This window comes from Stenotrophomonas sp. SI-NJAU-1, from assembly GCF_020883215.1.
GTDB classification, from domain to species: domain Bacteria; phylum Pseudomonadota; class Gammaproteobacteria; order Xanthomonadales; family Xanthomonadaceae; genus Stenotrophomonas; species Stenotrophomonas indicatrix.
In genome coordinates this window covers 4,349,724-4,375,000 of the sequence record NZ_CP086598.1, presented here as the reverse complement: position 1 = coordinate 4,375,000, position 25,277 = coordinate 4,349,724, and the positions used below count along the sequence as shown (strand labels likewise).

15 protein-coding genes and 2 rRNA genes (1 of these 17 only partly in view) are annotated in these 25,277 nt (G+C 65.8%); 11 read left to right on the top strand and 6 right to left on the bottom strand.

Annotated elements, in window-relative coordinates; translation table 11 throughout:
- Both LMF57_RS19860 and rrf read left to right on the top strand, forming a co-directional pair.
- Nucleotides 1–2,757: ribosomal RNA gene (locus tag LMF57_RS19860) — 23S ribosomal RNA — on the top strand (it extends 122 nt beyond the left edge of the window).
- Between the two features lie 169 nt (nt 2,758–2,926).
- A 5S ribosomal RNA gene (gene rrf, locus LMF57_RS19855) occupies nt 2,927–3,041 on the top strand.
- A 392-nt stretch (nt 3,042–3,433) separates the two neighbouring features.
- On the opposite strand, the gene LMF57_RS19850 is transcribed toward rrf, so the two are convergent.
- From LMF57_RS19850 to hemH, 3 genes are all read right to left on the bottom strand, one after another.
- Nucleotides 3,434–5,530, bottom strand: coding sequence for a methyl-accepting chemotaxis protein (locus LMF57_RS19850; protein WP_229290459.1), 2,097 nt, complete (start codon nt 5,528–5,530; stop codon nt 3,434–3,436).
- 291 nt (nt 5,531–5,821) lie between these two features.
- Entirely contained in the window at nt 5,822–6,679 is an 858-nt protein-coding gene (locus LMF57_RS19845) for an alpha/beta hydrolase (RefSeq protein WP_229290458.1), read from the bottom strand.
- Complete coding sequence (gene hemH, locus LMF57_RS19840) at nt 6,676–7,638, bottom strand: ferrochelatase (protein ID WP_229291414.1); 963 nt, start codon at nt 7,636–7,638, stop codon at nt 6,676–6,678. The genes LMF57_RS19845 and hemH overlap by 4 nt, the downstream gene beginning before the upstream one ends.
- Nucleotides 7,639–7,804: 166 nt before the next feature.
- On the opposite strand from hemH, the gene LMF57_RS19835 reads away from it, so the two are divergent.
- From LMF57_RS19835 to tatC, 4 genes are all read left to right on the top strand, one after another.
- Entirely contained in the window at nt 7,805–8,695 is an 891-nt protein-coding gene (locus tag LMF57_RS19835) for a YSC84-related protein (protein ID WP_025878761.1), read from the top strand.
- Nucleotides 8,696–8,769: 74 nt separating this feature from the next.
- On the top strand, nt 8,770–8,997 hold the full coding sequence (gene tatA / locus LMF57_RS19830) for a Sec-independent protein translocase subunit TatA (protein WP_025878762.1): 228 nt from the start codon (nt 8,770–8,772) through the stop codon (nt 8,995–8,997).
- A gap of 15 nt (nt 8,998–9,012) precedes the next feature.
- Nucleotides 9,013–9,486 (top strand): Sec-independent protein translocase protein TatB, encoded by a 474-nt coding sequence (gene tatB / locus LMF57_RS19825; RefSeq protein WP_093821109.1) that lies wholly within the window; start codon nt 9,013–9,015, stop codon nt 9,484–9,486.
- Complete coding sequence (gene tatC / locus LMF57_RS19820) at nt 9,483–10,232, top strand: twin-arginine translocase subunit TatC (RefSeq protein ID WP_025878764.1); 750 nt, start codon at nt 9,483–9,485, stop codon at nt 10,230–10,232. Before tatB ends, tatC begins: the two co-directional genes overlap by 4 nt.
- Nucleotides 10,233–10,323: 91 nt before the next feature.
- On the opposite strand, the gene LMF57_RS19815 is transcribed toward tatC, so the two are convergent.
- Genes LMF57_RS19815 through LMF57_RS19805 form a run of 3 tightly spaced genes read right to left on the bottom strand, consistent with a single transcriptional unit; the run spans nt 10,324 to nt 13,840 of the window.
- A complete protein-coding gene (locus LMF57_RS19815; protein ID WP_025878765.1) occupies nt 10,324–11,235 on the bottom strand; it encodes a BPSS1780 family membrane protein in 912 nt (303 codons plus the stop codon).
- Nucleotides 11,236–11,286: 51 nt separating this feature from the next.
- On the bottom strand, nt 11,287–12,033 hold the full coding sequence (locus LMF57_RS19810; RefSeq protein ID WP_208082142.1) for a glutamine amidotransferase: 747 nt from the start codon (nt 12,031–12,033) through the stop codon (nt 11,287–11,289).
- Nucleotides 12,005–13,840, bottom strand: a complete 1,836-nt coding sequence (locus LMF57_RS19805; protein WP_229290457.1) for a GspE/PulE family protein — start codon at nt 13,838–13,840, stop codon at nt 12,005–12,007. The genes LMF57_RS19810 and LMF57_RS19805 overlap by 29 nt, the downstream gene beginning before the upstream one ends.
- 83 nt (nt 13,841–13,923) lie before the next feature.
- On the opposite strand from LMF57_RS19805, the gene glyQ reads away from it, so the two are divergent.
- The 5 genes from glyQ to LMF57_RS19780 all read left to right on the top strand — a co-directional run bounded on the left by glyQ (nt 13,924) and on the right by LMF57_RS19780 (nt 25,220).
- Nucleotides 13,924–14,835, top strand: a complete 912-nt coding sequence (glyQ, locus tag LMF57_RS19800) for a glycine--tRNA ligase subunit alpha (protein WP_025878768.1) — start codon at nt 13,924–13,926, stop codon at nt 14,833–14,835.
- Nucleotides 14,836–14,923: 88 nt separating this feature from the next.
- Nucleotides 14,924–16,999: a glycine--tRNA ligase subunit beta gene (glyS, locus tag LMF57_RS19795; protein WP_229290456.1), complete on the top strand. Its 2,076-nt coding sequence runs from the start codon at nt 14,924–14,926 to the stop codon at nt 16,997–16,999.
- A gap of 243 nt (nt 17,000–17,242) precedes the next feature.
- Nucleotides 17,243–19,039: an autotransporter assembly complex family protein gene (locus LMF57_RS19790; RefSeq protein ID WP_229291413.1), complete on the top strand. Its 1,797-nt coding sequence runs from the start codon at nt 17,243–17,245 to the stop codon at nt 19,037–19,039.
- A complete protein-coding gene (locus LMF57_RS19785; protein WP_229290455.1) occupies nt 19,036–22,902 on the top strand; it encodes a translocation/assembly module TamB domain-containing protein in 3,867 nt (1,288 codons plus the stop codon). Before LMF57_RS19790 ends, LMF57_RS19785 begins: the two co-directional genes overlap by 4 nt.
- A gap of 170 nt (nt 22,903–23,072) precedes the next feature.
- Entirely contained in the window at nt 23,073–25,220 is a 2,148-nt protein-coding gene (locus tag LMF57_RS19780) for a S46 family peptidase (RefSeq protein ID WP_229290454.1), read from the top strand.
- Nucleotides 25,221–25,277 lie beyond the last annotated feature (57 nt).

The window sequence follows — 25,277 nt, the reverse complement described above, 5'->3', positions numbered from 1 at the left end:
AAACCCACCCGCTTGCGGGTATCCTGCAGTGAATACATAGCTGCTGGAAGCGAACCTGGTGAACTGAAATATCTAAGTAACCAGAGGAAAAGAAATCAACCGAGATTCCGTAAGTAGCGACGAGCGAACGCGGACTAGCCCTTAAGCTGATTTGGTTCTAGGAAAACGCTCTGGAAAGAGCGGCCATAGAAGGTGATAGCCCTGTATCTGAAAGGGCCATTTCAGTGAAGACGAGTAGGGCGGGGCACGTGAAACCCTGTCTGAACATGGGGGGACCATCCTCCAAGGCTAAATACTACTGACCGACCGATAGTGAACCAGTACCGTGAGGGAAAGGCGAAAAGAACCCCGGAGAGGGGAGTGAAATAGATCCTGAAACCGTGTGCGTACAAGCAGTAGGAGCCTCGCAAGGGGTGACTGCGTACCTTTTGTATAATGGGTCAGCGACTTACTGTTCGTGGCAAGCTTAACCGTATAGGGGAGGCGAAGGGAAACCGAGTCTGATAAGGGCGCATAGTCGCGGGCAGTAGACCCGAAACCGGGTGATCTAGTCATGGCCAGGGTGAAGGTGCCGTAACAGGTACTGGAGGCCCGAACCCACGTCTGTTGCAAAAGACGGGGATGAGCTGTGATTAGGAGTGAAAAGCTAATCGAACCCGGAGATAGCTGGTTCTCCTCGAAAGCTATTTAGGTAGCGCCTCATATGTATCCTCTCGGGGGTAGAGCACTGTTATGGCTAGGGGGTCATCGCGACTTACCAAACCATTGCAAACTCCGAATACCGAGACGGACTGTATGGGAGACACACGGCGGGTGCTAACGTCCGTCGTGAAAAGGGAAACAACCCAGACCCACAGCTAAGGTCCCAAATTTTGTGCTAAGTGGAAAACCATGTGGAAAGGCACAGACAGCCAGGAGGTTGGCTTAGAAGCAGCCACCCTTTAAAGAAAGCGTAATAGCTCACTGGTCGAGTCGGTCTGCGGGGAAGATTTAACGGGGCTAAGCACAGAACCGAAGCTTGGGGTGTGCATATTTATATGTACGCGGTAGAGGAGCGTTCCGTAAGCCGTTGAAGGTGGATTGAGAAGTCTGCTGGAGGTATCGGAAGTGCGAATGCTGACATGAGTAACGATAATGCGGGTGAAAAACCCGCACGCCGAAAGCCCAAGGTTTCCTTGCGCAACGTTAATCGGCGCAGGGTGAGTCGGCCCCTAAGGCGAGGACGAAAGTCGTAGTCGATGGGAAGCAGGTTAATATTCCTGCACCTCGCGTAAGTGCGATGGAGGGACGGAGAAGGTTAGGCGTACCGGGCGTTGGTTGTCCCGGGGAAAGGCGGTAGGTTTGGATCTTTGGCAAATCCGGGATCCTCTAAGACCGGCACCGAGACGAGCCTTTATGGCGAAGTCGCTGATACCACGCTTCCAGGAAAAGCTCCTAAGCTTCAGCTTACGCAGACCGTACCGTAAACCGACACAGGTGGGTAGGATGAGAATTCTCAGGCGCTTGAGAGAACTCGGGTGAAGGAACTAGGCAACATGGCACCGTAACTTCGGGAGAAGGTGCACCCTTTTTGGTGGCTCGTGCGAGCTATAGCTGAAGAGGGTCGCAGTAACCAGGCCGCTGCGACTGTTTATCAAAAACACAGCACTCTGCAAACACGAAAGTGGACGTATAGGGTGTGACGCCTGCCCGGTGCTGGAAGGTTAATTGATGGGGTCAGCCGCAAGGCGAAGCTCTTGATCGAAGCCCCAGTAAACGGCGGCCGTAACTATAACGGTCCTAAGGTAGCGAAATTCCTTGTCGGGTAAGTTCCGACCTGCACGAATGGCGTAACGACAGCGGCGCTGTCTCCACCCGAGACTCAGTGAAATTGAAATCGCTGTGAAGATGCAGCGTTCCCGTGGCAAGACGGAAAGACCCCGTGAACCTTTACTATAGCTTTACACTGAACGTTGAGTTCGTCTGTGTAGGATAGGTGGGAGGCTATGAAACCATGGCGCTAGCTGTGGTGGAGCCATCCTTGAAATACCACCCTGTCGTGCTTGACGTTCTAACCTGGGCCCATTATCTGGGTCGGGGACCGTGTATGGTGGGTAGTTTGACTGGGGCGGTCTCCTCCTAAAGAGTAACGGAGGAGCTCGAAGGTACGCTCAGCGCGGTCGGACATCGCGCACTGTGTGCAAAGGCATAAGCGTGCTTGACTGCAAGATCGACGGATCAAGCAGGTAGGAAACTAGGACTTAGTGATCCGGTGGTTCTGTATGGAAGGGCCATCGCTCAACGGATAAAAGGTACTCCGGGGATAACAGGCTGATACCGCCCAAGAGTTCATATCGACGGCGGTGTTTGGCACCTCGATGTCGGCTCATCACATCCTGGGGCTGTAGTCGGTCCCAAGGGTATGGCTGTTCGCCATTTAAAGTGGTACGCGAGCTGGGTTCAGAACGTCGTGAGACAGTTCGGTCCCTATCTGCCATGGGCGTTGGAGATTTGAGAGGGGCTGCTCCTAGTACGAGAGGACCGGAGTGGACGAACCTCTGGTGTTCCGGTTGTCACGCCAGTGGCATTGCCGGGTAGCTATGTTCGGAAGCGATAACCGCTGAAAGCATCTAAGCGGGAAGCGCGCCTCAAGATGAGATCTCCCGGGGCACAAGCCCCCTGAAGGAACCATGTAGACTACGTGGTTGATAGGTCAGGTGTGTAAGTACAGCAATGTATTGAGCTAACTGATACTAATGATCCGAGAGGCTTGACCATATAACCTCAAGTTGCCTTGGCCGACATGACATGTCGATAGATCCAGGTGCACGCTACGTCACAAGACCAAACGAGAGGCAGGCGCTCAGGCGCGTCTCTTTGCAACGCTGGCATCACCATGCCCGCCCCCTGCAAGGACACGACGCCCAAGCGACACTCCAACCGCCTCCCTGGTGAAATTAGCGCTATGGAACCACCCGATCCCATCCCGAACTCGGAAGTGAAACGTAGCTGCGCCGATGGTAGTGTGGCCTAAGCCATGCGAGAGTAGGTCATCGCCAGGGTTTACACCCCGAAAACCCCGCTGCTCACGCAGCGGGGTTTTTCTTTGTGCGCGAGAAACCAAGGGGAGTGCCGGCCGCTGGCCGGCAACCACGTGCGGCCGCGTGATGTTCATGAGGTTGCCGACCAGCGGCCGGCACTACCGGAACTCAATACCCACGCGTAGATGCGGCGCCCAGGGAGTGCCGCATTATGTGGAGCACAGCAGCTGGCGGAGATGCTTCGCCGCAGCGGCAGATGCGCAGGTGTCCCGATCCTCATCATCGTGTCGCGGGCAGCCTTGAACGGATTGCGTTCCTACCCGTTGAGCCAACGAACCCTGCCGCTAGCCACGCCCAACAAAAAGGCGGCGCCCTGCGGGCGCCGCCTTCCATGTAGCAGACGCAGGCCCGGATCAGTCGATCAACGCGGCCTCGCGCCGGCGGAACACCGATACCGCCTGGTTCAGTGCACCGGCCTGCGACTGCAGTTCACGTGCCGCCGCAGTGGCTTCTTCCACCAGCGCCGCGTTCTGCTGCGTGGCCTGGTCCATCTGCACCACCGTCTGGTTGATCTGCTCGATACCGGAGGACTGCTCCTGTGACGCCGCCGAGATCTCGCGCATCAGGTGGCTTACGTTCTCCACGCCGACGACGATGCCCTGCATGCGCTGCCCGGCATCGGCCACCAACTGGGCGCCCTCGCCGACCTGACGTCCTGCCTCGTCGATGAGGGCCTTGATCTCCTGGGCCGCCGCCGCCGATCGCTGCGCGAGCACACGGACTTCGCTGGCGACGACCGCGAACCCGCGCCCCTGCTCGCCGGCGCGGGCTGCTTCAACCGCCGCGTTGAGCGCGAGGATGTTGGTCTGGAAGGCAATGCCGTCGATCACGCCGGTAATGTCGCCGATCCGCTTCGACGCGCCTTCGATGGCCTGCATGGTGTCGACCACCCGCTGCATCGCGTGGTTGCCATCACTGGCTGCGCCCTGGGTGGAGGCGGCCAGCTCGCTGGCCTGGCGCGCATGCGCTGCGTTCTGGCGCACGGTGGCGGTCAGCTCCTCCATCGAGGCGGCCGTTTCCTGCAGATGAGCGGCCTGTCGCTCGCTGCGCTCGGACAGCGCGCCGTTGCCGGCGGCGATTTCGCTGGCGGCCGTGCTGATGGTGGTGGCGCAGTGCTGGATGTGGCCGACCATGCGCGCCAGCTGGCCGGCGGTGGCGTTGGCATCGCGCTGGATCGCGGCGAACGCGCCGTGGTACTCGCCCTGCATGCGACGGTCGAGATCGCCGTTGGCCATCGCCGAAAGCATCTGCCGCACTTCGTCGACGGTGCTGCCCAGTGTGTCCAGCAGTTGGTTGATGCCCCCGGTCAGGCCGTTGAGGAAGCTGGCGCCTTCGCTGGCCTGCAGGCGCTGTTCCAGATCACCCTGCGCGGCGGCATCGACAATCCCGGCGACGGCATTCTCCAGCGTCAGTTCACGGGTGCGATCATGCCATTCCACCGCAAAACCCAGGCGCGCGCCCTGTGCGTCGAACACCGGGGTGACGACCTGGGCGAAGTGCACCGGCCCGATCCGCACCTTGCCGTTGTGTGTCGCCTGCAGCTCATTGAGGATGCCGCGGATGCGGTCAGGGTTGGCATGGAAGCGATGGATGCTGCTGCCGACCAGCCGCTCGGCGTCGAAATCGGGGAAGGCCTGGCGCAGCGTGGCCTGCTGGTTGCGCAGCAGCGCCACCACCGAGCGGTTGACGTAGCGGATGACGTGATCGTTGTCGGCAATCATCATCGCCGTGCACGAGGCATCCAGTGCCTGGCGGATCTGCGCGTTCTCGGCATGTGCTTCGGCCTCGCGGCCGCGCTGCGCCTGCACATGGCGTGCGGTATCGGCCAGCGCGTGGGCCAGGGAACCGGGTGCGTAGTTGCGTGCATCGCTGTGTGCGCCGAGGTCGGCGCCCGTGGCGATGTCACGTGCCAATGCGGCCAGGCGGTGCGGTCCGTGACCCAGCGCCTCACTCTGTTGGCGCAGGCGCGCGGCGGTCTGGCCCAGCACCAGCGTCAGCACCGCCAGGGCCATGGCATTCAACAGCGGCGGCAGGACGGCCGCCCCATCAAGCAACGGCGCCAGCAACGCACCGACACCCACGGCGCCGGCCAGCCACAACGGCATGCGGTCACGCTGGATGAGCAGCACGCCCAGCAGCAGCGCGATGGGCAATGCGGCATTCAATCCGCTGATATGGCAGAGCAGGCTCAACTGCAGTGAAAGCACTACGGCCAGGCCGTTGCGCGCGAGCGGATGGCCGGCCTGGTGCCAGCCCAGCCAGGCGGCTGGCAGCACTGCGGCGGCAACGGCGCTCGCAGCGGGCACCGACGTGCCGCGCATGGCCAGCACAAGACCGATCGCTGCGAACGCCACGCTGCCCAGCAGCAGGCGACGATCGCCTCGCTCGGCCAGCTGTTGCAGATAGGGGAGACGGCCCTGGTCGGGCGGGCGGGAGGACGCAATGGACATCGGCAACTCCTGGATCAACGGACGGCAGCGACCCTGCAACGCCCTGCGCGGATGAGCGCAACGACGGCACGGGCGGGGAATTCGGGGAATGCGGCGCAGGCAGCGACGCGGAGGACGGACACCGTGACCACATCCTGTGGATGACGGTGCAGCAGACGGGACATGCGGTCTTCCTTGCAGAACCAGGAACGAGCCGCAGGCACAAAGGGCCTGCGTGCTGTGGACGCAGGGGCCCACTACCGTTCTATCGGCCGCGCTGGCGCAGAGTGAAGTGCGCGGGGCCGACGATGGTCAGCGTGCGTTGGCGTTTTCGCTCAGGAACGCATCGATGACGGCGGCAATACGCGCCGGGTGTTCCATGTGCAGGTGGTGGTTGCCGGGGAATACCGCCAGGCGGCCATCGCGCAGATGCTGCAGGCGCTCGCTGCGCATCGGCTCGGGATAGTACGACTGTGCAGGCGTGGCATAGATCACCTGGGTAGGACAGGTGATGGCCTGCAGCAGGTTGTCGATCTGGCCTTCGCTGAGGCGGATCGCGGTGGGCAGCATCAGGCGCGGATCGCTGCACCAGCGATAGCCGCCTTCGACCGGCTCGACACCGCGTTCGACCAGCAGGCGTGCGCAGCCTTCGCTGAGCTGGTTGGTCATCATCCGCGCCCGGATCGGTGCAGCCAGATCCGGGAACACGCGCAGCTGCTTGCGTGCCAGTGCTCGGCTGGCGTCGACGTGCTCGCGCAGGCGGCTGGCGGTTTCTTCCTCCGGCCCGCGCAGGCCGCCGAGTGCCTCGATGGCGACCAGACGTTCGATGCGATCACTGACCGCTGCGGCGAGGCTGGCGATGCCGGCACCCATCGAATGGCCGATCAGGGTGAACCGGTCCCAGCCCAGTGCATCGGCGACATCGAGGACATGGGTGATCGCTGCCGGCGTGGTGTACACCGCCCCGATCGGCAGATGCGCGCTGTGGCCGTGCCCGGGCAGATCGATCGCCACCAGGTCCAGGTGCGGCAGATGCGGCGCCAGCGGAACGAAGCTGGCCGCATTGTCGAGCCAGCCGTGCAGGGCCAGCACCCGCGGACCCTCGCCCGGCCGGCGCAGGCCGGCGACGCGGACGCCCGCGACCTGCAGCTCAAACGGCTGCAGGCTCATGCCAGCGAGGCCACGGCCAGCCGAGCCAGTGCGCGGGCGTGTTCCGGTGCGGCGTTGAGGCAGGGGATGTAGCGCATCTGTGCGCCGCGCTCGGCCAGTGTTTCGGTGAAACCCATGGCGACTTCTTCCAGTGTCTCCAGGCAGTCGGTGGCAAACCCGGGGCAGACTACGTCGATCTGCTTCACCCCCGCTTCGGCCAGCTCCCACAGGCTGGGCTCGGCGTAGGGCTGCAGCCAGCGTTCGCGGCCGAAGCGCGACTGGTAACCCAGTTGCCAGTCGTCCGCGCCCAGGCCCAGTGCTGCGGCGATCGCGCGTGCACTGGCCTCGCAGCGCTGCGGATAGGGATCGCCGGCATCGGCAAGGCGCTGCGGAATGCCATGGAAGGAGAACATCAGCTTCTGGCCGCGACCCTGCTGCTGCCAGTAGCGCTGGATCGAGCCGGCAACGGCGGCGACCCAGTCCGGATCGATCGAATAGTCCTGCACCAGGCTCACGGTGACCTGTGGGTTCCTGCGCTGCCAGGCATCCACACGGTCCTCGACCGAGGCCGTGGTGGTGGTCGAATACTGCGGATAGAGCGGCAATACCACGATGCGGCGCACGCCCTCGCTGGCCAGCCGATCCAGTTCGGTGGTGAGCGCGGGTTCGCCGTAGCGCATCGCGTGGCGTACGCGCAGCGTCGGCAGCAATGCTTGCATCGCCTGCGCCAACTGGCGGGTGTGGACCATCAGCGGCGAGCCTTCCGGCAGCCACACCTGGGCGTACTTGGCGGCTGAACGGCTGCTGCGCAGCGGCAGTATCAGACCGCGCAGCAGGGGCTGCCACAGCAGTGCCGGCAGCGAGACCACGCGCCGGTCGGACAGGAATTCGGCCAGATAACGGCGAACGGCGGGAGCCGTCGGCGTCTCGGGCGTGCCTAGGTTGACCGCCAGTACGGCGGTATCGGGTGCGTCGAGCATGGGCGGTATTGTCGCCGATTCCATCGTCACGTCGGCATGCAGGGTTCGGATGGATGTCATCGATAAGGCCAATATGAGCAGGCAACGCTCATTGGGGATTCATCACAACACTACTAATTTCAGTCACTTGCTATATCTTCCTATGGACTGACTTCTGGAGCCTGCCATGCGTCGCCCGATCCAAGCCCTGCTGATCGCCGCCAGCCTGCTGTCCAGCCAGGCCATGGCCGGACCGCAGGAAGACCAGCGCGCCCGCAACGCGGTGCGTGTACTGGCTGAAATCCAGGGAATCCCTGAACAGGGCATTCCGGACAAATTGCTCGACGAAGGCCGCGCGGTCATCGTCATTCCCGACACGATCAAGGCTGGTCTGGTGATCGGCGGCCGTCGTGGCCACGGCCTGATGTCGGTGCGCATGCCCAATGGTGCATGGTCCAACCCGGTATTCATCAAGCTCACCGGCGGCAGCATCGGCTTCCAGGCCGGTGTGCAGTCCTCCGACGTTGTGCTGGTGTTCCGCAATGACCGCAGCCTGGACAACCTCGTCAACGGCAAGTTCACCCTCGGCGCCGATGCTGGCGTGGCCGCAGGCCCGGTGGGCCGCAATGCCGCCGCCGCCACCGATGGCCAGCTGAAGGCCGAGATCTGGTCGTGGTCGCGCGCCCGTGGCCTGTTCGCTGGCGTGGCCCTGGATGGTGCGATCCTGCAGATCGACGATGCTGCCAACCTTGACGCCTACGGCAGCAACACCACCCCGCGGATGATCTTCGAGGGCCGCGCGGCTGGCTCGCCTTCAATGGATGTGGTCGCTTTCCGTGATCGCCTGGAAGAGGCCACCTACGCGGCGCGCAACAACCGCAATGGTGGCAATGACGCACCGCGTCCGGCGGCCGCTGCAGCGCCTGCCCCGCAGCCTGTTCAGGCAGCGCCGGCGGCACCTGCTGAAGCGACCACGGCGCCGCTGCAGGCCGTGCCGCAGACCCCGCCGCCGGCCCAGCAGGGTTTCCAGCCGGTCAACGACGGTGAAATCCGCACTGAAACACTGGGCAACAACTGACTTTCGTCACGCGCGCCGGCTAACAGCCGGTGCGCTATGCTCGGCAATCTGATCACTAACGTAACGAGCGACTTATGGGCAGTTTCAGCATCTGGCATTGGTTGGTCGTGCTCGCCATCGTCCTGCTGGTGTTCGGCACCAAGCGCCTGACCAGTGGTGCCAAGGACCTCGGCTCGGCGGTCAAGGAATTCAAGAAGGGCATGCACGACGACGACAAGCCGAACGCGCAGTTGGGCGACGAGTCGCGCAGCCAGGACGCCTCGCGCACCGCGCAGGACGAGCACGACCGCAAGCCGCGTTGATCCGGAGCGGTTGCGGTGTTTGATATCGGCTTCAGCGAACTGCTGGTGATCGCGGTTGTCGCCTTGGTGGTGCTCGGACCTGAGCGCCTGCCCAAGGCGGCCCGCTTCGCCGGGCTGTGGGTACGCCGCGCGCGCAATCAATGGGATTCGGTCAAGCAGGAACTGGAACGCGAACTGCAGGCCGAAGACATCAAGCGGCAGATGCAGGACGTGCGCCAGGGCATGCAGGACACCGAGAACCAGCTGCGTGCCAGCGGCGAAGCCATGCGCCGCGAAGCCGAGCAGATGCAACAGCACAGCGACACACTGGCGCAGCAGGTGCGTGCACCGGCCCCGGCCGAACAGCCCCCACATCTGGCGGATGCGCCCGAGCCGGGGGTGGCGTCGACTGAAGGTGCAGCCATTACGCCCGCCACCGCTGAAGCTGCGGGCGATGCCGTTGCTGATACCGCGACCGAAACGCCCGCGCGCACGGAGCGCCCGTCATGAGCGAACACGACTTCGGCGAAAGTTCGCTGGTGGAACACCTGGTTGAACTGCGCTCGCGCCTGGTGCGTGCGCTGCTGGGGCTGGGCGTTGTGCTGCTGGGCCTGCTGCCGTTCACCCAGAAGCTTTACAACGCACTGGCCGAGCCGCTGATCTCGCAGTTGCCCAATGGGCAGACGATGATCGCCACCAACCCGGCCGGCGCCTTCTTCGCGCCGTTGAAGCTGACGTTCTTCGTGGCCCTGTTCGTGGCCGTGCCATGGCTGCTGTACCAGCTGTGGGCCTTCGTCGCGCCGGGCCTGTATGCACGCGAGAAGCGCCTGGCGATGCCGTTGCTGGTCTCCTCGGTGCTGCTGTTCTACACCGGCTGCGCCTTTGCCTATTTCCTGGTGCTGCCGGCGGTCTTCCACTTCCTCACCACCTTCAGCCCGGAAGTGATCGCGATCACGCCGGATGCGAATGCCTACCTGGATTTCGTGCTGGCGATCTTCTTCGCCTTCGGCGGCAGCTTCGAGCTGCCGGTGGCGATGGTGATCCTGGTGCTGCTGGGCTGGATCACGCCGCAGCAGTTCAAGGAAGGACGCGGCTACGCGATCGTCGGCATCTTCGTGCTCGCTGCGATCCTGACTCCGCCGGACGTGGTGTCGCAGCTGATGCTGGCGATCCCGATGTGCCTGCTGTACGAGCTGGGCATCCACGCCGCGCGCTGGCTGGTGCCGTCTTCGGTGGTCAAGAAGCCTGCGGCCTGATCCCCGGTAGCGCCGGGCCATGCCCGGCGTTCGTGGGGAGGTGACATCCATCCGCCGGGCATGGCCCGGCGGCGCTACCGTTGAGCCCCGCTCAAGCGTGGAAGACGTCGTTGGCAGGCGGTGACTGCGGTACCGGCGGTGCGCCGCGGCTGCCGCGATGCACGAACATCTGCTTCCAGGCCGCATAGACGGCGCCGACATACAGCGGCATCAGCACCGTGGTGAACACCAGCTGCGCGATGAAGGCCGCCGCCAGCGGGCCGCCCAGCAGCATGCCGAGCTGGACCACGATCACGAACAGCACATAGACGCAGAACGCGGCGATCAGGCCGAGCACGGTGAACACGGCGGTGGCGCCGATGTTCTCGATGCAGCCCTGCAGGCTCAGGCGCAGCGCGTGCATGCCGCTCTGGCGGTCGAACACCACCAGTGCCGGCTGGGTGAACATCGCCAGGGTCAGCGCCACGGCGGTGCAGAACACCAGCAGCATCCACAGCGCGATGCGCTGCGCGGGCAGGTTGGCGACCAGTTCGGCGGCGGTTTCCGGGCTGATCTGCTGCCCGCTGCGGCCGAGTTCCTGCATCTTGGTCATGGTGTCGCTGAAGGCGGTGAAGCCCTCGCGGCCGATCATCAGGTACAGCAGCGCGCCCAGCAGCAGCACGGCCAGCACCTGGATCGCCAGCGGCACCAGCAGGTGGCTGACACGACGGTCGCGGATCGGCTGCAGCAGATGGGTGGCCAGGCCGGGACGGCCCTGGTCGATCTCACCCATGGCGTACAGCATGCCGCCGAACATCACCGGTGAAATCACCAGCGTCATCATCTGCAGGGCCAGGCCGGCGGTACCGGGCAGCATCGTTCCCAGCAGGGTGACCACCCAGTTCACCAGCAGCCAGGTCAGGCCGATCCGGGCCAGCTGCAGCGGCGCACGCCGATACAGCGAGAACGTATCCAGCAACCACTGGGCGCCCGCCGAGGCTGGCAGCTTGCGAATCTCTTTCATGGACATCCGGGGAGGGACAGGAGGGGCCGGGCGGTGTGCCCGTGCCGCCGATTATCCCTGTTTTGCCACCGGCTGGGCTGAAGACTGCCGGGCCTGGCGGACAAAGCGCCGCAACAGCTGGCGCGCCAGCGGCGCGGCGCTGACCGCGCGCTCGATGCTGCGCGCGCAACCGCCATGACGGCCGATGCAGTCGGCGCGTGCGCGCACGTAGCCACGCATGTGGTGGGTGGCAAATTCCGGATGGAACTGCACGCCCCAGGCCTGGCGGCCCCAGCGGAAGGCATGGCAGCCATCCAGCGGCGAGCGCGCCAGCACGGCGGCACCTTCGGGTACGCGCAGCACGGTCTGCAGATGGGTGGCGTGGGCCGCGAAGTGGCTCGGCAGGCCCTGGAACAACGGGTCCTGCGCGGCCTGCGGGTCCAGTGCCAGCTCAATCGTTCCCGATTCGCGCCCGGCGGGGTTGTAGGCCACTTCGCCGCCCAGCGCGTGGGCCAGCAGCTGGTGGCCGTAGCAGATGCCGAACACCGGCACGTCGTCGTGCGCGGTCTGCCGCAGCCAGGCGGCACTGCGTTCGCTCCATTCGGCGTGGTCGGTGACGAAGGCCGCCGAGCCGGTTACCAGCACGCCGGCGAACTGGCGTGGATCGGGCAGGTCGGCACCATGCTCGACGTCGACCACGACGGTTTCGTGTTCTTCCAGCCCGGCGGCGACCCGGATCCAGTGCGGAAAGCGCCCGTAGCGGCGCAGCGACGGCACGGGGCGGCCGGTTTCAAGGATCAGGAAGGGCGCTGGATTCATCCGGGGGAGGCAGTACGGACAGGACTTCCTCGATTGTAGTCAGCCCCTGTGCCACCTTTTCAAGCCCAGCCTGGCGCAGGGTTCGCAGTCCTTCAGCACGCGCGGCACGGTTGAAACCGGCCAGATCCATGTCCGCGCGGATCAGCCCGCGCAGGCGCGAGCCCAATGGCAGCAGCTCATACAGGCCGATGCGGCCGAGGAATCCGGTGCGCCGGCACTCCAGGCAACCGACCGGCCGACAGGGCGTGGCGGTATCTGGATATGCAGCTTCGCTATCAGCCAGCACCGCCCAATCGGCCCGGCCGAGGGTGTGCGGCTGCTTGCAGTGCGGGCACAGGGTGCGCACCAGGCGTTGGGCGAGGATGCCGTTGACGGTGGATGACAGCAGGTAATGCGGTACGCCCAGGTCGAGCAGGCGGGTGATGGCCGAGGGCGCGTCGTTGGTGTGCAGGGTGGACAGCACCAGGTGGCCGGTCAGCGAGGCCTGCACCGCCATCTGCGCGGTTTCCAGGTCGCGGATCTCGCCGATCATGATGATGTCCGGGTCCTGCCGCAGCAGGGTGCGCACACCGCTGGCGAAATCCAGGTCGATGTTGGTCTGCACCTGCATCTGGTTGAATTCCGGCGCGATCATCTCGATCGGGTCTTCCACCGTGCAGACGTTGACGTCCGGCGTGGCCAGCCGCTTCAGGGTGGAATACAGGGTGGTGGTCTTGCCCGAACCGGTCGGGCCGGTGACCAGCACGATGCCGTGCGGGCGCTCGACCAGGGCGGTCCAGCCGGCCGCTTCCTGCGGGCTGAAGCCGAGCTGGTCGATGCTCTTGAAGGCCGCCTCCGGGTCGAAGATGCGCATCACGCATTTCTCACCGAAGGCGGTCGGCATGGTCGACAGGCGCATTTCCACTTCACGGCCGCCGGGCGAGCGGGTCTTGATGCGACCATCCTGCGGGCGCCGGCGCTCGGCCAGGTCCATGCGTCCGAGCACCTTGATACGGCTGACCACGGCGGTCATCACCGCCGGTGGCACTTCGAACACCTTGTGCAGCACGCCGTCGATGCGGAAGCGCATGCGGCCCATGTCGCGGCGGGGCTCCAGGTGGATGTCCGAGGCGCGCTGCTCGTAGGCGTACTGCAGCAGCCAGTCGACGATGTGCACGATGTGCTGGTCGTCGGCATTGACGTCGCCGGTGCGGCCCAGTTCCACCAGCTGCTCGAAGCTGGGCAGGGTGGTGTTGGCCTCACCCCGTACGTCGCCACGGGCACCGCGCACCGAGCGGGTGACGCCGAAGAACTCCATGGTGTAGCGGTGCAGGTCCAGCGGATTGACCACCGCCAGTTCGATGCGCAGGCGGGTCAGGTGCTGCAGGTCGCGCAGCCATTCCTGTGCCAGCGGCTCGCTGGTGGCCACCAGCACGCGTTCGCCATCCACCGCCAGCGGCAGGAAGCGATGGCGGCGCGCGTAGGCGTGCGAGGCCACGGCGGTGACCGAGGCGACGTCGACCCGGGTCGGATCGATGCGCAGGTAGCGGCTGCCGGTGCGCTGGGCCAGCCACTCGGTGAGGCGTTCCAGATTGAGGTCGCCGCCGTCGCTGGCAGCCAGCTTGAGGTTGGACAGCAGCACCAGTGGATGCACTTCACTGGCATTGCGGGCGCCCTGTGCGGAAAAACGGATGCGCTCGCGCTCGTGCGCAGCCACCACGCCGTCGGCCAGCAGGGCCGCCGCAACCTGTTCGAACTGCAGGCGACCGGGCGGCAACGGTGCCGCGCCAGGCTCGCCGGGCGTGCCCGTGGGCAGCCGATGTTCCATCCACCTGCTCCTTCCGGGTACGGAATGCCCCGCAGGTCGGCCGTTATACTAGCGCACCCCTTTGCCGGCCAAGACTCGTCCGCATGTCCGCGACCCCGACCGTTCCGATCACCTTCCAGGGCCTGATCCAGACCCTGAACCAGTTCTGGGCCCAGCAGGGCTGCGTGCTCATCCAGCCGCTCGACCTGGAGGTGGGCGCCGGTACGTTCCACCCGGCCACCTTCCTGCGTGCGATCGGTCCGGAAACCTGGAACGCGGCCTACGTGCAGCCGTCGCGGCGCCCGACCGATGGCCGCTACGGCGAGAACCCGAACCGCCTGCAGCGCTACTACCAGTACCAGGTGGCGATGAAGCCGGCACCGGACAACATCCAGCAGCTGTACCTGGATTCGCTGAAGGCGGTGGGCATCGATCCGCTGGTGCACGACCTGCGTTTTGTCGAGGACAACTGGGAATCGCCGACCCTGGGCGCCTGGGGCCTGGGCTGGGAAGTCTGGCTCAACGGCATGGAGGTGACCCAGTTCACCTACTTCCAGCAGGCCGGTGGCCTGGAGTGCAGGCCGGTGCTGGGCGAGATCACCTACGGTCTCGAGCGCCTGTGCATGTACCTGCAGAACTGCGACAACGTCTACGACCTGGTGTGGACCTACGGCCCGGATGGGCAGCCGGTGACCTACGGCGACGTCTACCACCAGAACGAGGTGGAGCAGAGCACCTACAACTTCGAATACGCCGACGTGGAAGAAATGTTCCACCGCTTCGATGCCTGCGAGCGCGAAGCGCAGAAGCTGGTGGAAGTGAACCTGCCGCTGCCGGCCTACGAACAGGTGATGAAGGCCAGCCACACCTTCAACCTGCTCGATGCGCGCCGTGCGATCAGCGTGACCGAACGCCAGCGCTACATCCTGCGCGTGCGCGCGCTGGCCCAGGCGGTGGCCAAGGCCTACTACGAGCAGCGCGAGAAGCTGGGCTTCCCGGGCGCGAAGAAGGCCTGACGGCCCGTTCTCCCATCACGCGTTTCACCTACTACCCCAGGGGCGCCGGCCGCGTCGCGCGCTGCGCCCCCACCACAGGATCGAACCGATGAGCCACTTGTCTCCCCTGCTGATTGAACTGGGCACCGAAGAGCTGCCGGTCAAGGCACTGCCGGGCCTGGCCCAGGCCTTCTTCGACGGTGTTGTCGACGGCCTGCGCAAGCGCGGCGTGGAACTGGAGCTGGGCGATGCACGCCCGCTGTCGACCCCGCGCCGCCTGGCCGTGCTGCTGCCGGGCGTTGGCCTGGAGCAGCCGGAACAGCACAGCGAAGTGCTGGGCCCGTACCTGAACATCGCGCTGGACGCCGAAGGCCAGCCGACCAAGGCGCTGCAGGGGTTCGCGGCCAAGGCCGGGATCGACTGGACCGCGCTGGAAAAGACCACCGACAACAAGGGTGAGCGCTTCGTGCACCGTGCGGTGACCCCGGGCGCGCGCACCGCTGCGCTGCTGCCGGAGATCCTGCGCGAGGCCATCGCCGGCATGCCCATTCCCAAGCCGATGCGCTGGGGCGACCACAGCTGGGGCTTCGCGCGCCCGGTACACTGGCTGGTGCTGCTGCACGGCGGTGACGTGGTCGAGGCCGAACTGTTCGGCCTGAAGGCCGACCGCATGAGCCGCGGCCACCGCTTCCTGCACGACAAGACCGTGTGGCTGACCCAGCCGCAGGACTATGTGGAATCGCTGCGCGCCGCCTTCGTGCTGGTTGACCCGGCAGAGCGCCGCCAGCGCATCGTCGCCGAGGTGGAAGCCGCTGCAGCCACCGCCGGTGGCAGCGCGCGCATCAGCGAGGACAACCTGGAGCAGGTGGTGAACCTGGTCGAGTGGCCGTCGGCGGTGCTGTGCAGCTTCGAGCGCGCGTTCCTGGCGGTGCCGCAGGAAGCGCTGATCGAGACGATGGAGATCAACCAGAAGTTCTTCCCGGTGCTGGATGACGGCGGCAAGCTGACCGAGAAGTTCATCGGCATCGCCAACATCGAGTCCAAGGACGTGGCCGAAGTGGCCAAGGGCTATGAACGGGTGATCCGCCCGCGCTTCGCCGATGCCAAGTTCTTCTTCGACGAAGACCTGAAGCAGGGCCTGCAGGCGATGGGTGAGGGCCTGAAGACGGTGACCTACCAGGCCAAGCTGGGCAGCGTGGCCGACAAGGTCGCGCGCGTGGTGGCGCTGGCCGAGGTGATCGCGCCGCAGGTCGGCGCCGATCCGCTGCTGGCCAAGCGTGCCGCGCAGCTGGCCAAGAACGACCTGCAGTCGCGCATGGTCAACGAGTTCCCGGAACTGCAGGGCATCGCCGGTCGACACTACGCGGTGGCCGGTGGCGAGTCGCCGGAGATGGCGCTGGCCATCGACGAGGCCTACCAGCCGCGCTTCGGCGGTGATGACATCGCGCTGTCGCCGCTGGGCAAGGTGCTGGCGATCGCCGAGCGTGTGGACACCCTGGCCGGCGGTTTCGCTGCGGGCCTGAAGCCGACCGGCAACAAGGACCCGTTCGCCCTGCGCCGCAACGCGCTGGGCCTGGCCCGCACGATCATCGAAAGCGGCTTCGAGCTGGACCTGCGCGCGCTGCTGGCCAGCGCCAACGCCGGGCTGGCCGCGCGCAACGTGCAGGCCGACGTGGCTGAGCTGTACGACTTCATCCTCGACCGCCTGAAGGGCTATTACAGCGACAAGGGCGTGCCGGTCAGTCACTTCAACGCGGTGGCCGAGCTGAAGCCGGCCTCGCTGTACGATTTCGACCGCCGCCTGGATGCGATCGGAACCTTCGCGGCGCTGCCGGAAGCCGAGGCGCTGGCTGCGGCCAACAAGCGCATCCGCAACATCCTGCGCAAGGCCGAAGGCGATGTCCCGGGCCAGATCGATGCGGCCCTGCTGCAGGAAGATGCCGAGCGCGCGCTGGCCGAAGCTGTGACTGCCGCCATCGACGATACCGGCGCCAGCCTGCACCAGAAGGACTACGTGGCCGTGCTGGCGCGCCTGGCCCGCCTGCGTCCGCAGGTCGATGCGTTCTTCGACGGGGTGATGGTCAATGCCGAGGATCCGGCATTGCGCGGCAACCGCCTGGCGCTGTTGACGATGCTGGGCGAGCGCCTGGGCAAGGTCGCGGCGATCGAGCACCTGTCCAGCTGATCGCCCGCGATGGGTAGCGCCGGGCCATGCCCGGCGGTTGTTCTGCAGGCCGCGCTGCGCGCTCGCCGGGCATGGCCCGGCGCTACCCGGTGATGTCCATCGGAGTCATCGTCGGCATCACACACGATGCCGACGTCCGCGCATGCGGTCGCGATGATCGCCACAAAGGCGCGCATTTTGACCGCCACTTAACAACCGATCCGGATTGGCGTGATGCATTTCGCATCGTCACCTCCGGTCGGTATGCTGTGGCGCATGCAGCCAACGAAATACGCCCTGCCGCTGATGGTCCTGTCGCTTGCCGCCACTTCCGTGGCCCATGCGCGCGGCACCATCGACAAGGTGGACATCAAGGGATTGGACAAGGGCGACGACGCCGCGATCATCGAGAACATCCAGGAATCGCTGACGCTGTTCGACACGATCGGCAAGGAGCAGGGTGAGTCCCGTCTGGAATACCTGCTGTCGCAGGCCGAGCGGCAGACCCGCCAAGCGCTGGAACCGTTCGGGTACTACAACCCGGTGATCAAGGTCGAGGCGCCACGCCAGGACGAGCACGTCACCGTGCTGATCCATGTCGACAAGGGCCCGCCGGTGCTGGTGCGCCGCGAGCATATCGACATCACCGGTCCGGCGATGTACGACCAGTACCTGCAGGACGACCTGGCCGCGTTCAAGCCGCGCAAGGGCCAGCGCTTCGAGCATACCCAGTACGAAGCCAGCAAGATCACCGTGACCCGGCGCCTGGCCGAGCGCGGCTACTTCGACGCCGACTACACCCAGCGCCAGGTGCAGATCACCCGTGCGGACAACGCTGCCGACATCGACCTGACCTGGGACAGCGGCCGCCGCTACAACATGGGCCCGGTGACCTTCGAGCAGAACTATTTCGACGACAAGCTGTTTGACCCGCTGGTGTACTGGGACCAGGGCAGCTATTTCCACGAAGGCAAGCTGGACCGCCTGCGCGAGTCGCTGACCAAGCTCGACTACTTCAGCGTGATCGACATCCAGCCGCGCCCGGACCAGGCCGATGAAAACGGCGAGGTGCCGGTCGATGTGAAGCTGACGCGGGCCAAGCGCAGCATCTATTCCTACGGCCTGAGCTACGGCAGCGAAAGTGGCGCCGGTGTGCGTGGTGGCCTTGAACGGCGCTACCTGAACAGTCGCGGCCACAAGATGAACACCCAGCTGGACTATGCGCAGAAGCGCAAGAGCCTGATCACCAGCTACCGCATTCCGGCGTTCAACTGGCTGGATGGCTGGTACACCTTCGCCGCCAGTGCCTACGACGAGCAGACCGACTACATCGATCTGCGCAACTTCAAGCTGATTGCCAGCCGCAGCGGCGAGATCAACGAGAACTGGACCGCCATCGCCTCGATCAACGCGCTGCGCGAGCGCTGGCGCTATGCCTCGGGCACCGAATTCACCGATGCGGTCTACAACACGTCCACGCTGGTCTACCCGCAGATCGTGGCCGACTACGTGAAGGTGGATGACGAGCTGTTCCCGCGCAGTGGCATCAGTGGCACCGCGACGGTGCGTGCCGGCGTCGAAGGCGTCGGTTCGGACACCAGCTTCGTGCAGGCCAATGCCGTGCTGCGCTGGTACATCCCGGTGGGGCCTACCAATCGCCTGATCCTGCGCGGCGAAGGCGGCACCACCTGGACCAGCGACCTGGTGGCGATGCCGCCCAGCCTGCGCTACTTCGCCGGTGGCGACCGCAGCATCCGCGGCTATGCCTACCGTGAGGTCGGCCCGCGCACGCCGAAACCGGACAAGTACGCGCTTGGTGCCAAGCACCTGGTGGTCGGCTCGGCCGAGTACGAGCATTACTTCAATGGCGGTCCGTGGGGTGCAGCGGTGTTCGTCGACACCGGCAGCGCCTTCGATACCGACATCGACCTGCACACCGGCGTCGGCTTCGGCGTGCGCTGGAAATCGCCGGTGGGCCCGGTGCGGGTCGATATCGCTCACGGTCTGAACAACCCTGATTCGCAGTTCCAGCTGTACCTCAACATCGGAGCGGACCTGTGAGCACGCCCGCACCGGCTCCGTCGCCGAACACGCCGCCGCGGCGCGTGCGCTTCTACCGTCGTCGCCGCTTCTGGGCATGGTCCGGCGCGGGCGTGGTCGGCCTGGTGCTGGTCGCCCTGCTGGCCGTGTACTGGCTGCTGCAGACGGTGGCCGGCCGCGATGTGCTGCTGGCGCAGGTGGTGGCGCGCCTGCCGGTGGGTGCCAGCTTTACCTGGGACAAGGTCGAGGGCCCGGTGGCCGGACCGCTGACCCTGTACAACGTCGACTTCCGCTACGACGACATCCATTTCCACGCCGAGCGCGCGCACCTGGAGCCGGACCTGCGCCCGCTGCTGGGCCGCAAGCTGCTGCTGGACAAGCTGGAGCTGACCAACGCCACGCTCAACCTGGCCAAGAGCGATGAGCCGTTCAAGCTGCCGTCGTGGCCCGATTCGCTGCCGCAGATCGAAATGCCGCTGGCGATCCAGGCCGATGTGATCACCATCGACAGTTTCCGCATCAGCCAGGCCAACGAGCCGCTGATCGACATCAGCCGTGTGCGCGGTGGCATCGAGATCGCCAATGGCGAGTTCCAGGCGCGCAAGCTGGTGGTGGACAGCGACATGGGCAATTTCACTGCCCAAGGCCGCTACATCCCGGCCAAGGACTACGACACCGACGTCACCGTCACCGCGGTGCTGCCGGCGCCGCGCGGGCGTACCGCGGCCACGGTCGGCCTGGTCGCGCGCGGTGACCTGGCGCATATGGAAGTGGCGCTGGCCGGTCGCGCACCGAAGCCGCTGCACGCGATGCTGGTGTTCGATGGCCGCACCGATCCGACCTGGAACGCGACCGTACGCAGCGACGAGCTGGACTTGGCGCTGTTGTCGCCGGCATTGGCCAGCTCGGCCATCGCACCGCTGGCATTGGACTTCACCGCCTCCGGCAAGGGCGGCAACGCCAACCTGCATGGCCGGGTGAAGCAGGGTGAGCAGGAACTGGAGCTGGCGCCCTCGGTGGTTTCGCTGCAGGACCAGGTGCTGAAGGTCTCGCCGCTGGTGGTCAAGGGCCTGGGCGGCGAAGCACGCCTGGAAGGTACCGCCGATTTCAGCCAGGAAGAGCAGCAGAAGCTGAACTTCTCGGTGATCGCGCAGGACCTGACCTGGGTGCCGGCACCGGACCCGAACACCGCCGGCAGCTCGCCGGTGCCGGTGACGCTGAAGGAAGCGCGCTTCGGCCTGGCCGGTACCTTGAAGGCGTGGGCGGCGATCGGCCGTGCAGATGTCGAGCGCGAAAAGCAGAAGGCGCAGCTGCGCTTCGATGTGCGTGGCAACGATCAGGCTGCGGAGATCCGCGAACTGCAGGCGCAGACCCCAGGTGGCCAGCTGCAGGTGGAAGGCAAGGTGGCCTGGGCACCGCAGCTGGACTGGGATGCCAAGGCCACGCTGAAGGATTTCGACCCGGGCTACTTCGCACCGGGCTGGGATGGCCGTCTGTCCGGCAATCTCGCGTCCAAGGGACGCCAGCTGCCGCCGCCGGCCAATGCGCCGCCGGGCACTGCGGGCACGCTGGAGGCCACGGTGGACCTGCCGTCGCTGAAGGGCATCCTGCGCCAGCGCAATGTGGATGCCCAAGGCAAGTTCGCCCTGCAGGGTGAACAGGGCCAGGGTGAATTGAAACTGGCCGTCGGCAGCAGCCGGGTGACCGCCTCCGGCAAGGTCGGCGACCGCCTGGACATCGATGCGCGCTTCGAGCCGCTGCAGCTGAGCGATCTGCTGCCCGGCGCCGATGGCGGCCTGCGTGGCCAGGTGCAGGTGAAAGGCCCGCGCGATGCACCAGACATCACTGCAGATCTGGTCGGCAACAATCTCGACTGGGACGGCTATGGCGCTGAAAGCCTGAGCATCAAGGGCCGCCTGCCGTGGCGTGGCGACAGTGGCACGCTGGCGATACAGGGCCAGCAGGTCAATGCCGGCATGCTGCTGGAACGCTTGAACATCGATGCGCAGGGCAGTGTCTCCAACCTGCGCCTGGCCGCACAGACCCGCAACGAACTGGGGGCGATCGAGCTGCAGGGCAGCGTTCGCCAGCAAGGCGAACAATGGCGTGGCGAACTGGCCACGCTGCGCATCGCACCGGTGAAGGGCGATGCGTGGGCACTGCGCGCGCCCGCGGCATTCGCCATCAACGGCAGCACCTACACGCTGGGCGAAACCTGCCTGGGCGCTGCGACCGGTGGCGCCCTGTGCGCGCATGCCAACTGGCCGCGCGAAGGCCTGGTGTTGCGCGGCGATGCGTTGCCGCTGGCGCTGGTGCAGCCGTGGTTGCCGCCACAGTCCGGCCGGCGCATCTACCTGCGTGGCGAACTCAACCTGGACGCGCAGATCCGTCCGCGTGGCAACGCATGGGAAGGGCATGTGGAAGTCCGCTCGGCCGAAGGTGGCGTACGCCTGGGCGAGAACCGCAACACCGGCGCGGGCGATGCCAACCGTGGCGAGCTGGTGCGCTATGACCAGTTCTCGCTGAAGCTGGACATGACCCCGGCCAGCATCAAGGGCTACCTGGGCATGGGCTTCCAGGGCAACGGCTTCGTCGATGCGAAGATGCAGACGGGTTGGGAACCGAGTGCGCCGCTCAACGGCGAGCTCTACCTCAACATGTCGCGCCTGTACTGGCTGGAACTGTTCTCGCCGGATGTGGTGCGCCCGACCGGCCTGATCGAAGGCCACGTGAGCCTGCGTGGCACGCGCGGCCAGCCGTCGCTGGGCGGTGATGCGCAGCTGAGCAACTTCAAGGGCGAGTTCCCGGCGCTGGGCCTGACCTTCGACCAGGGCAAGGGCAGCTTCGTCGCCCAGCCCGACGGGTCGGCCAAGATCACCGCGCAGGCCAATTCGGGCAAGGGCACGCTGTATGTCGACGGCGGCCTGTCCTGGTTCGGCGATGCACAGCCGCTGCAGCTGAAGATCCACGGCGAGAATGTGCTGCTGTCCAACACCAGCGAGCTGCGCATCATCGCCAATCCCAACCTGGACTTCACCCTGGCCAAGGCCGCGATGGAGCTGCGCGGAACGGTGCACGTGCCCGAGGCCGACATCGATCTGGAGCGCCTGGACCGTGGCACCTCGGTGTCCGAGGACGTGGTGGTGCTGGACCCGGCCGATCCGGAAGAGTCGCGCACCTCGCCGCTGGACATGGAGCTGGCCGTCAGCCTGGGCGACAAGGTCAAGATGAGCGGCTTCGGCCTGAAGGGCGCGCTGACCGGCAGGATGCAGGTCTGGGCCAAGCCCGGCCGCGAGATGACCGCAAACGGTGGCCTGGAAGTCAGTGGCCGCTACAAGGCCTATGGCCAGGACCTGACCATCACCCGCGGCAACCTCAACTGGAACTACAACGCGGTGTCCGACCCGCGCATCAACATCCGCGCCGAGCGCCGGATCGGTGATGTCACCGCCGGCATCGACGTGACCGGGCGCGCGCAGCAACCGCGCGCCGATGTCTGGTCCGATCCGGCGATGTCGCAGTCCGAAGCACTGGGTTACCTGGTGCTGGGGCGCAGCCTGACCGGTGCCAGCAGCGACCAGACCCAGCAGGTGAACGCCGCATCGGCTGCGCTGTCGGCCGGCAGCGGGCTGCTGGCTTCGCAGCTGGGTGCCAAGCTCGGCCTGGACGATGCCGGCGTCAGCCAGTCGCGCGCGCTGGGCGGCTCGGTGATCGGTGTGGGCAAGTACATTTCGCCCAAGCTGTACGTGGGCTACGGCGTGTCGCTGGTGGGTGCCGGTTCGGTGATCACGCTGAAGTACCTGCTGCGCCGCGGTTTCGACGTGGAAGTGGAGTCGAGCACGGTGGAAAACCGTGGCTCGTTGAACTGGCGGCGGGAAAAATAACGGTGTGGTAGTGCCGGCCGCTGGCCGGCAACTGCACCGTATTTCCCGGGTTCGGTGGGTTGCCGGCCACAGGCCGGCACTACCGCGCACGCAGACCCAACCATCGGCCGTTGCCCCATCCGGCCCCAGCGGCTATGGTCCCGGGCTGTTCTGTCGTACCGGATTGCCTCATGTCGCCACGCAAAGCCCTTCCCACCGCCCTGGCCCTGGGCCTGACCCTCGTCGCTGGCGCCCATGCCGACGAAGGCATGTGGATGCCGACGCAGCTGCCGGAGCTGGCCAAGCCGCTGCAGGCGGCCGGCTTCAAGGGCAACCCGGCCGATCTGGCCAACGTGACCGCGCCGCCGCTGAGTGCGGTCGTGCGTGCCGGCGGTGGCACCGGCTCGTTCGTGTCGGCTGATGGCCTGCTGCTGACCAACCACCACGTGGCGATGGGCGTGATCCAGTACAACAGCTCGCCCGAGCACAACTTCATCAACGATGGCTTCATCGCCAAGGGGCGCGCCGACGAGCGTCCGGCCAATCCGGACTTCCGCGTGCTGGTGACCGTCGGCTTCGACAAGGTGACCGACCAGGTGCTGGCACAGGCCAAGGGCAAGACCGGCCGCGCGTACTTCGACGCGGTGGATGCAGCCAGCAAGCAGATCGTGGCCGAGTGCGAGAAGGACGGCAGCGTGCGCTGCTCGGTGGCCAACATGTATTACGGCACCGACTTCTACCGCATCGCCCAGCTTGAGCTGAGCGACGTGCGCCTGGTCTACGCGCCGCCGCGCGCGATCGGCAACTACGGCGATGAGATCGACAACTTCATGTGGCCGCGCCACACCGGCGACTTCACCCTGCTGCGGGCCTACGTGGGCAAGGACGGCAAGCCGGCCGCCTACAGCAAGGACAACGTGCCCTACCGAGCCCCGGCGCACCTGCAGATGTCGGTGGAAGGCCCGAAGGAGGGCGACTACGCGATGCTGGCCGGCTACCCGGGCATCACCTACCGCCATCGCACCGCCGCCGAGTTCGCTGGCCAGATCGATACCGTGCTGCCGCGCCGGGTGTCGGTGTTCCAGCAGATGATCGACACCATCGAAGCGGCCAGTGCCAAGGATGCGCAGGCGCGTACCCGTTATGCCTCGCAGCTGCAGTCGCTGAAGAACAACCGCAAGCGCGCTGCCGGTGAACTGGAAGGGCTGCTGCGCAGCGATGCCAAGGCTCAGCGTGCGGCCGACGAGCAGGCGATGCTGGCCGCCACCGACCGCAGGTACCAGGGCGACATCAAGGCGCTGCTGGCCAACCTGTCGCAGGGTGCGGCGGTGGGCGAGCGCGACCTGCTGCTGGAACAGATGGCCAGCCAGAGCCAGCTGCTGCGCTCGGCGCTGCTGCTGGAACGCCTGCGCATTGAATCGGCCAAGCCGGATGCGCAGCGCGAGACCGGCTACCAGCAGCGCGACCAGGCGATGATCGAGGGCGTGCTGAAGCAGGTGCAGCGCCGCTATGCACCCGAGGTCGAGAAGGCGCTGCTGACCACCCTGTTGACGCGCTACCAGCAGCTGCCGGATGCGCAGCGCGTGGCCGAGTTCGACACGGCCTTCGGCCGTACCCCCGAACAGCTGGCGCAGGCGCTGGACACGCTGTATGCCGGCACCCAGCTGGGTGACGAAGCGCAGCGCCTGTCCCGCTTCGCCGCTGCCCGCGAAGGCAAGGCGCTGGCCGCCGATCCGCTGATTGCCGTGGCCGGCCCGCTGGTGGCCGCGCAGCTGCGCATCGAAAACGAGAGCAAGACCCGCGAAGGCGAACAGCTGCGCCTGCGCCCGGCCTACATGCAGGCCTTGTTCGCCTGGCGTGCCAAGCAGGGCCGTGCGGTGTACCCGGATGCCAACCGCACCCTGCGCATCAGCTACGGCAAGGTGGAAGCGCTGCACCCGCGTGATGGCGTGACCTATTCGCCGGTGACCACCGTGGCCGGCATCGTCGAAAAGAACACCAACGCCTATCCGTTCGATGCCCCCAAGCCGCTGCTGGCCGCAATTGCCAAGGGCGACTTCGGCAGCACCGCCGACCCCGCGCTGAAGACCCAGACGGTCAACTTCCTGACCAACCTGGATACCACCGGCGGTAACTCCGGCTCGCCGGTGCTCAACGCCAAGGGCGAACTGATCGGCCTGAACTTCGACAGCAACTGGGAGTCGGTCAGTGCCAGCTGGTGGTTCGACCCCCGCTACAAGCGCGCCGTGCACGTGGACATGCGCTACCTGCGCTGGTTGCTGGCCAAGGTCTACCCGGCACCTGAACTGCTGAAGGAAATGGGCGTTCCGGCCCAGTAAGAAGCCGGCCGCGACCACCGGTCGTGGCCCGCAACGCGTAAGCCCCCACCTTGGTGG

Coding starts and splice junctions, on each gene's coding strand:
- LMF57_RS19835 (WP_025878761.1), top strand. CDS start 7,805: ATGCGTCGCCCGATCCAAGCCCTGCTGATCGCCGCCAGCCTGCTGTCC.
- LMF57_RS19815 (WP_025878765.1), bottom strand. CDS start 11,235: ATGAAAGAGATTCGCAAGCTGCCAGCCTCGGCGGGCGCCCAGTGGTTG.
- tatC (WP_025878764.1), top strand. CDS start 9,483: ATGAGCGAACACGACTTCGGCGAAAGTTCGCTGGTGGAACACCTGGTT.
- LMF57_RS19810 (WP_208082142.1), bottom strand. CDS start 12,033: ATGAATCCAGCGCCCTTCCTGATCCTTGAAACCGGCCGCCCCGTGCCG.
- glyS (WP_229290456.1), top strand. CDS start 14,924: ATGAGCCACTTGTCTCCCCTGCTGATTGAACTGGGCACCGAAGAGCTG.
- LMF57_RS19790 (WP_229291413.1), top strand. CDS start 17,243: ATGCTGTGGCGCATGCAGCCAACGAAATACGCCCTGCCGCTGATGGTC.
- LMF57_RS19850 (WP_229290459.1), bottom strand. CDS start 5,530: ATGTCCATTGCGTCCTCCCGCCCGCCCGACCAGGGCCGTCTCCCCTAT.
- hemH (WP_229291414.1), bottom strand. CDS start 7,638: ATGCTCGACGCACCCGATACCGCCGTACTGGCGGTCAACCTAGGCACG.
- glyQ (WP_025878768.1), top strand. CDS start 13,924: ATGTCCGCGACCCCGACCGTTCCGATCACCTTCCAGGGCCTGATCCAG.
- tatA (WP_025878762.1), top strand. CDS start 8,770: ATGGGCAGTTTCAGCATCTGGCATTGGTTGGTCGTGCTCGCCATCGTC.
- LMF57_RS19780 (WP_229290454.1), top strand. CDS start 23,073: ATGTCGCCACGCAAAGCCCTTCCCACCGCCCTGGCCCTGGGCCTGACC.
- LMF57_RS19805 (WP_229290457.1), bottom strand. CDS start 13,840: ATGGAACATCGGCTGCCCACGGGCACGCCCGGCGAGCCTGGCGCGGCA.
- LMF57_RS19845 (WP_229290458.1), bottom strand. CDS start 6,679: ATGAGCCTGCAGCCGTTTGAGCTGCAGGTCGCGGGCGTCCGCGTCGCC.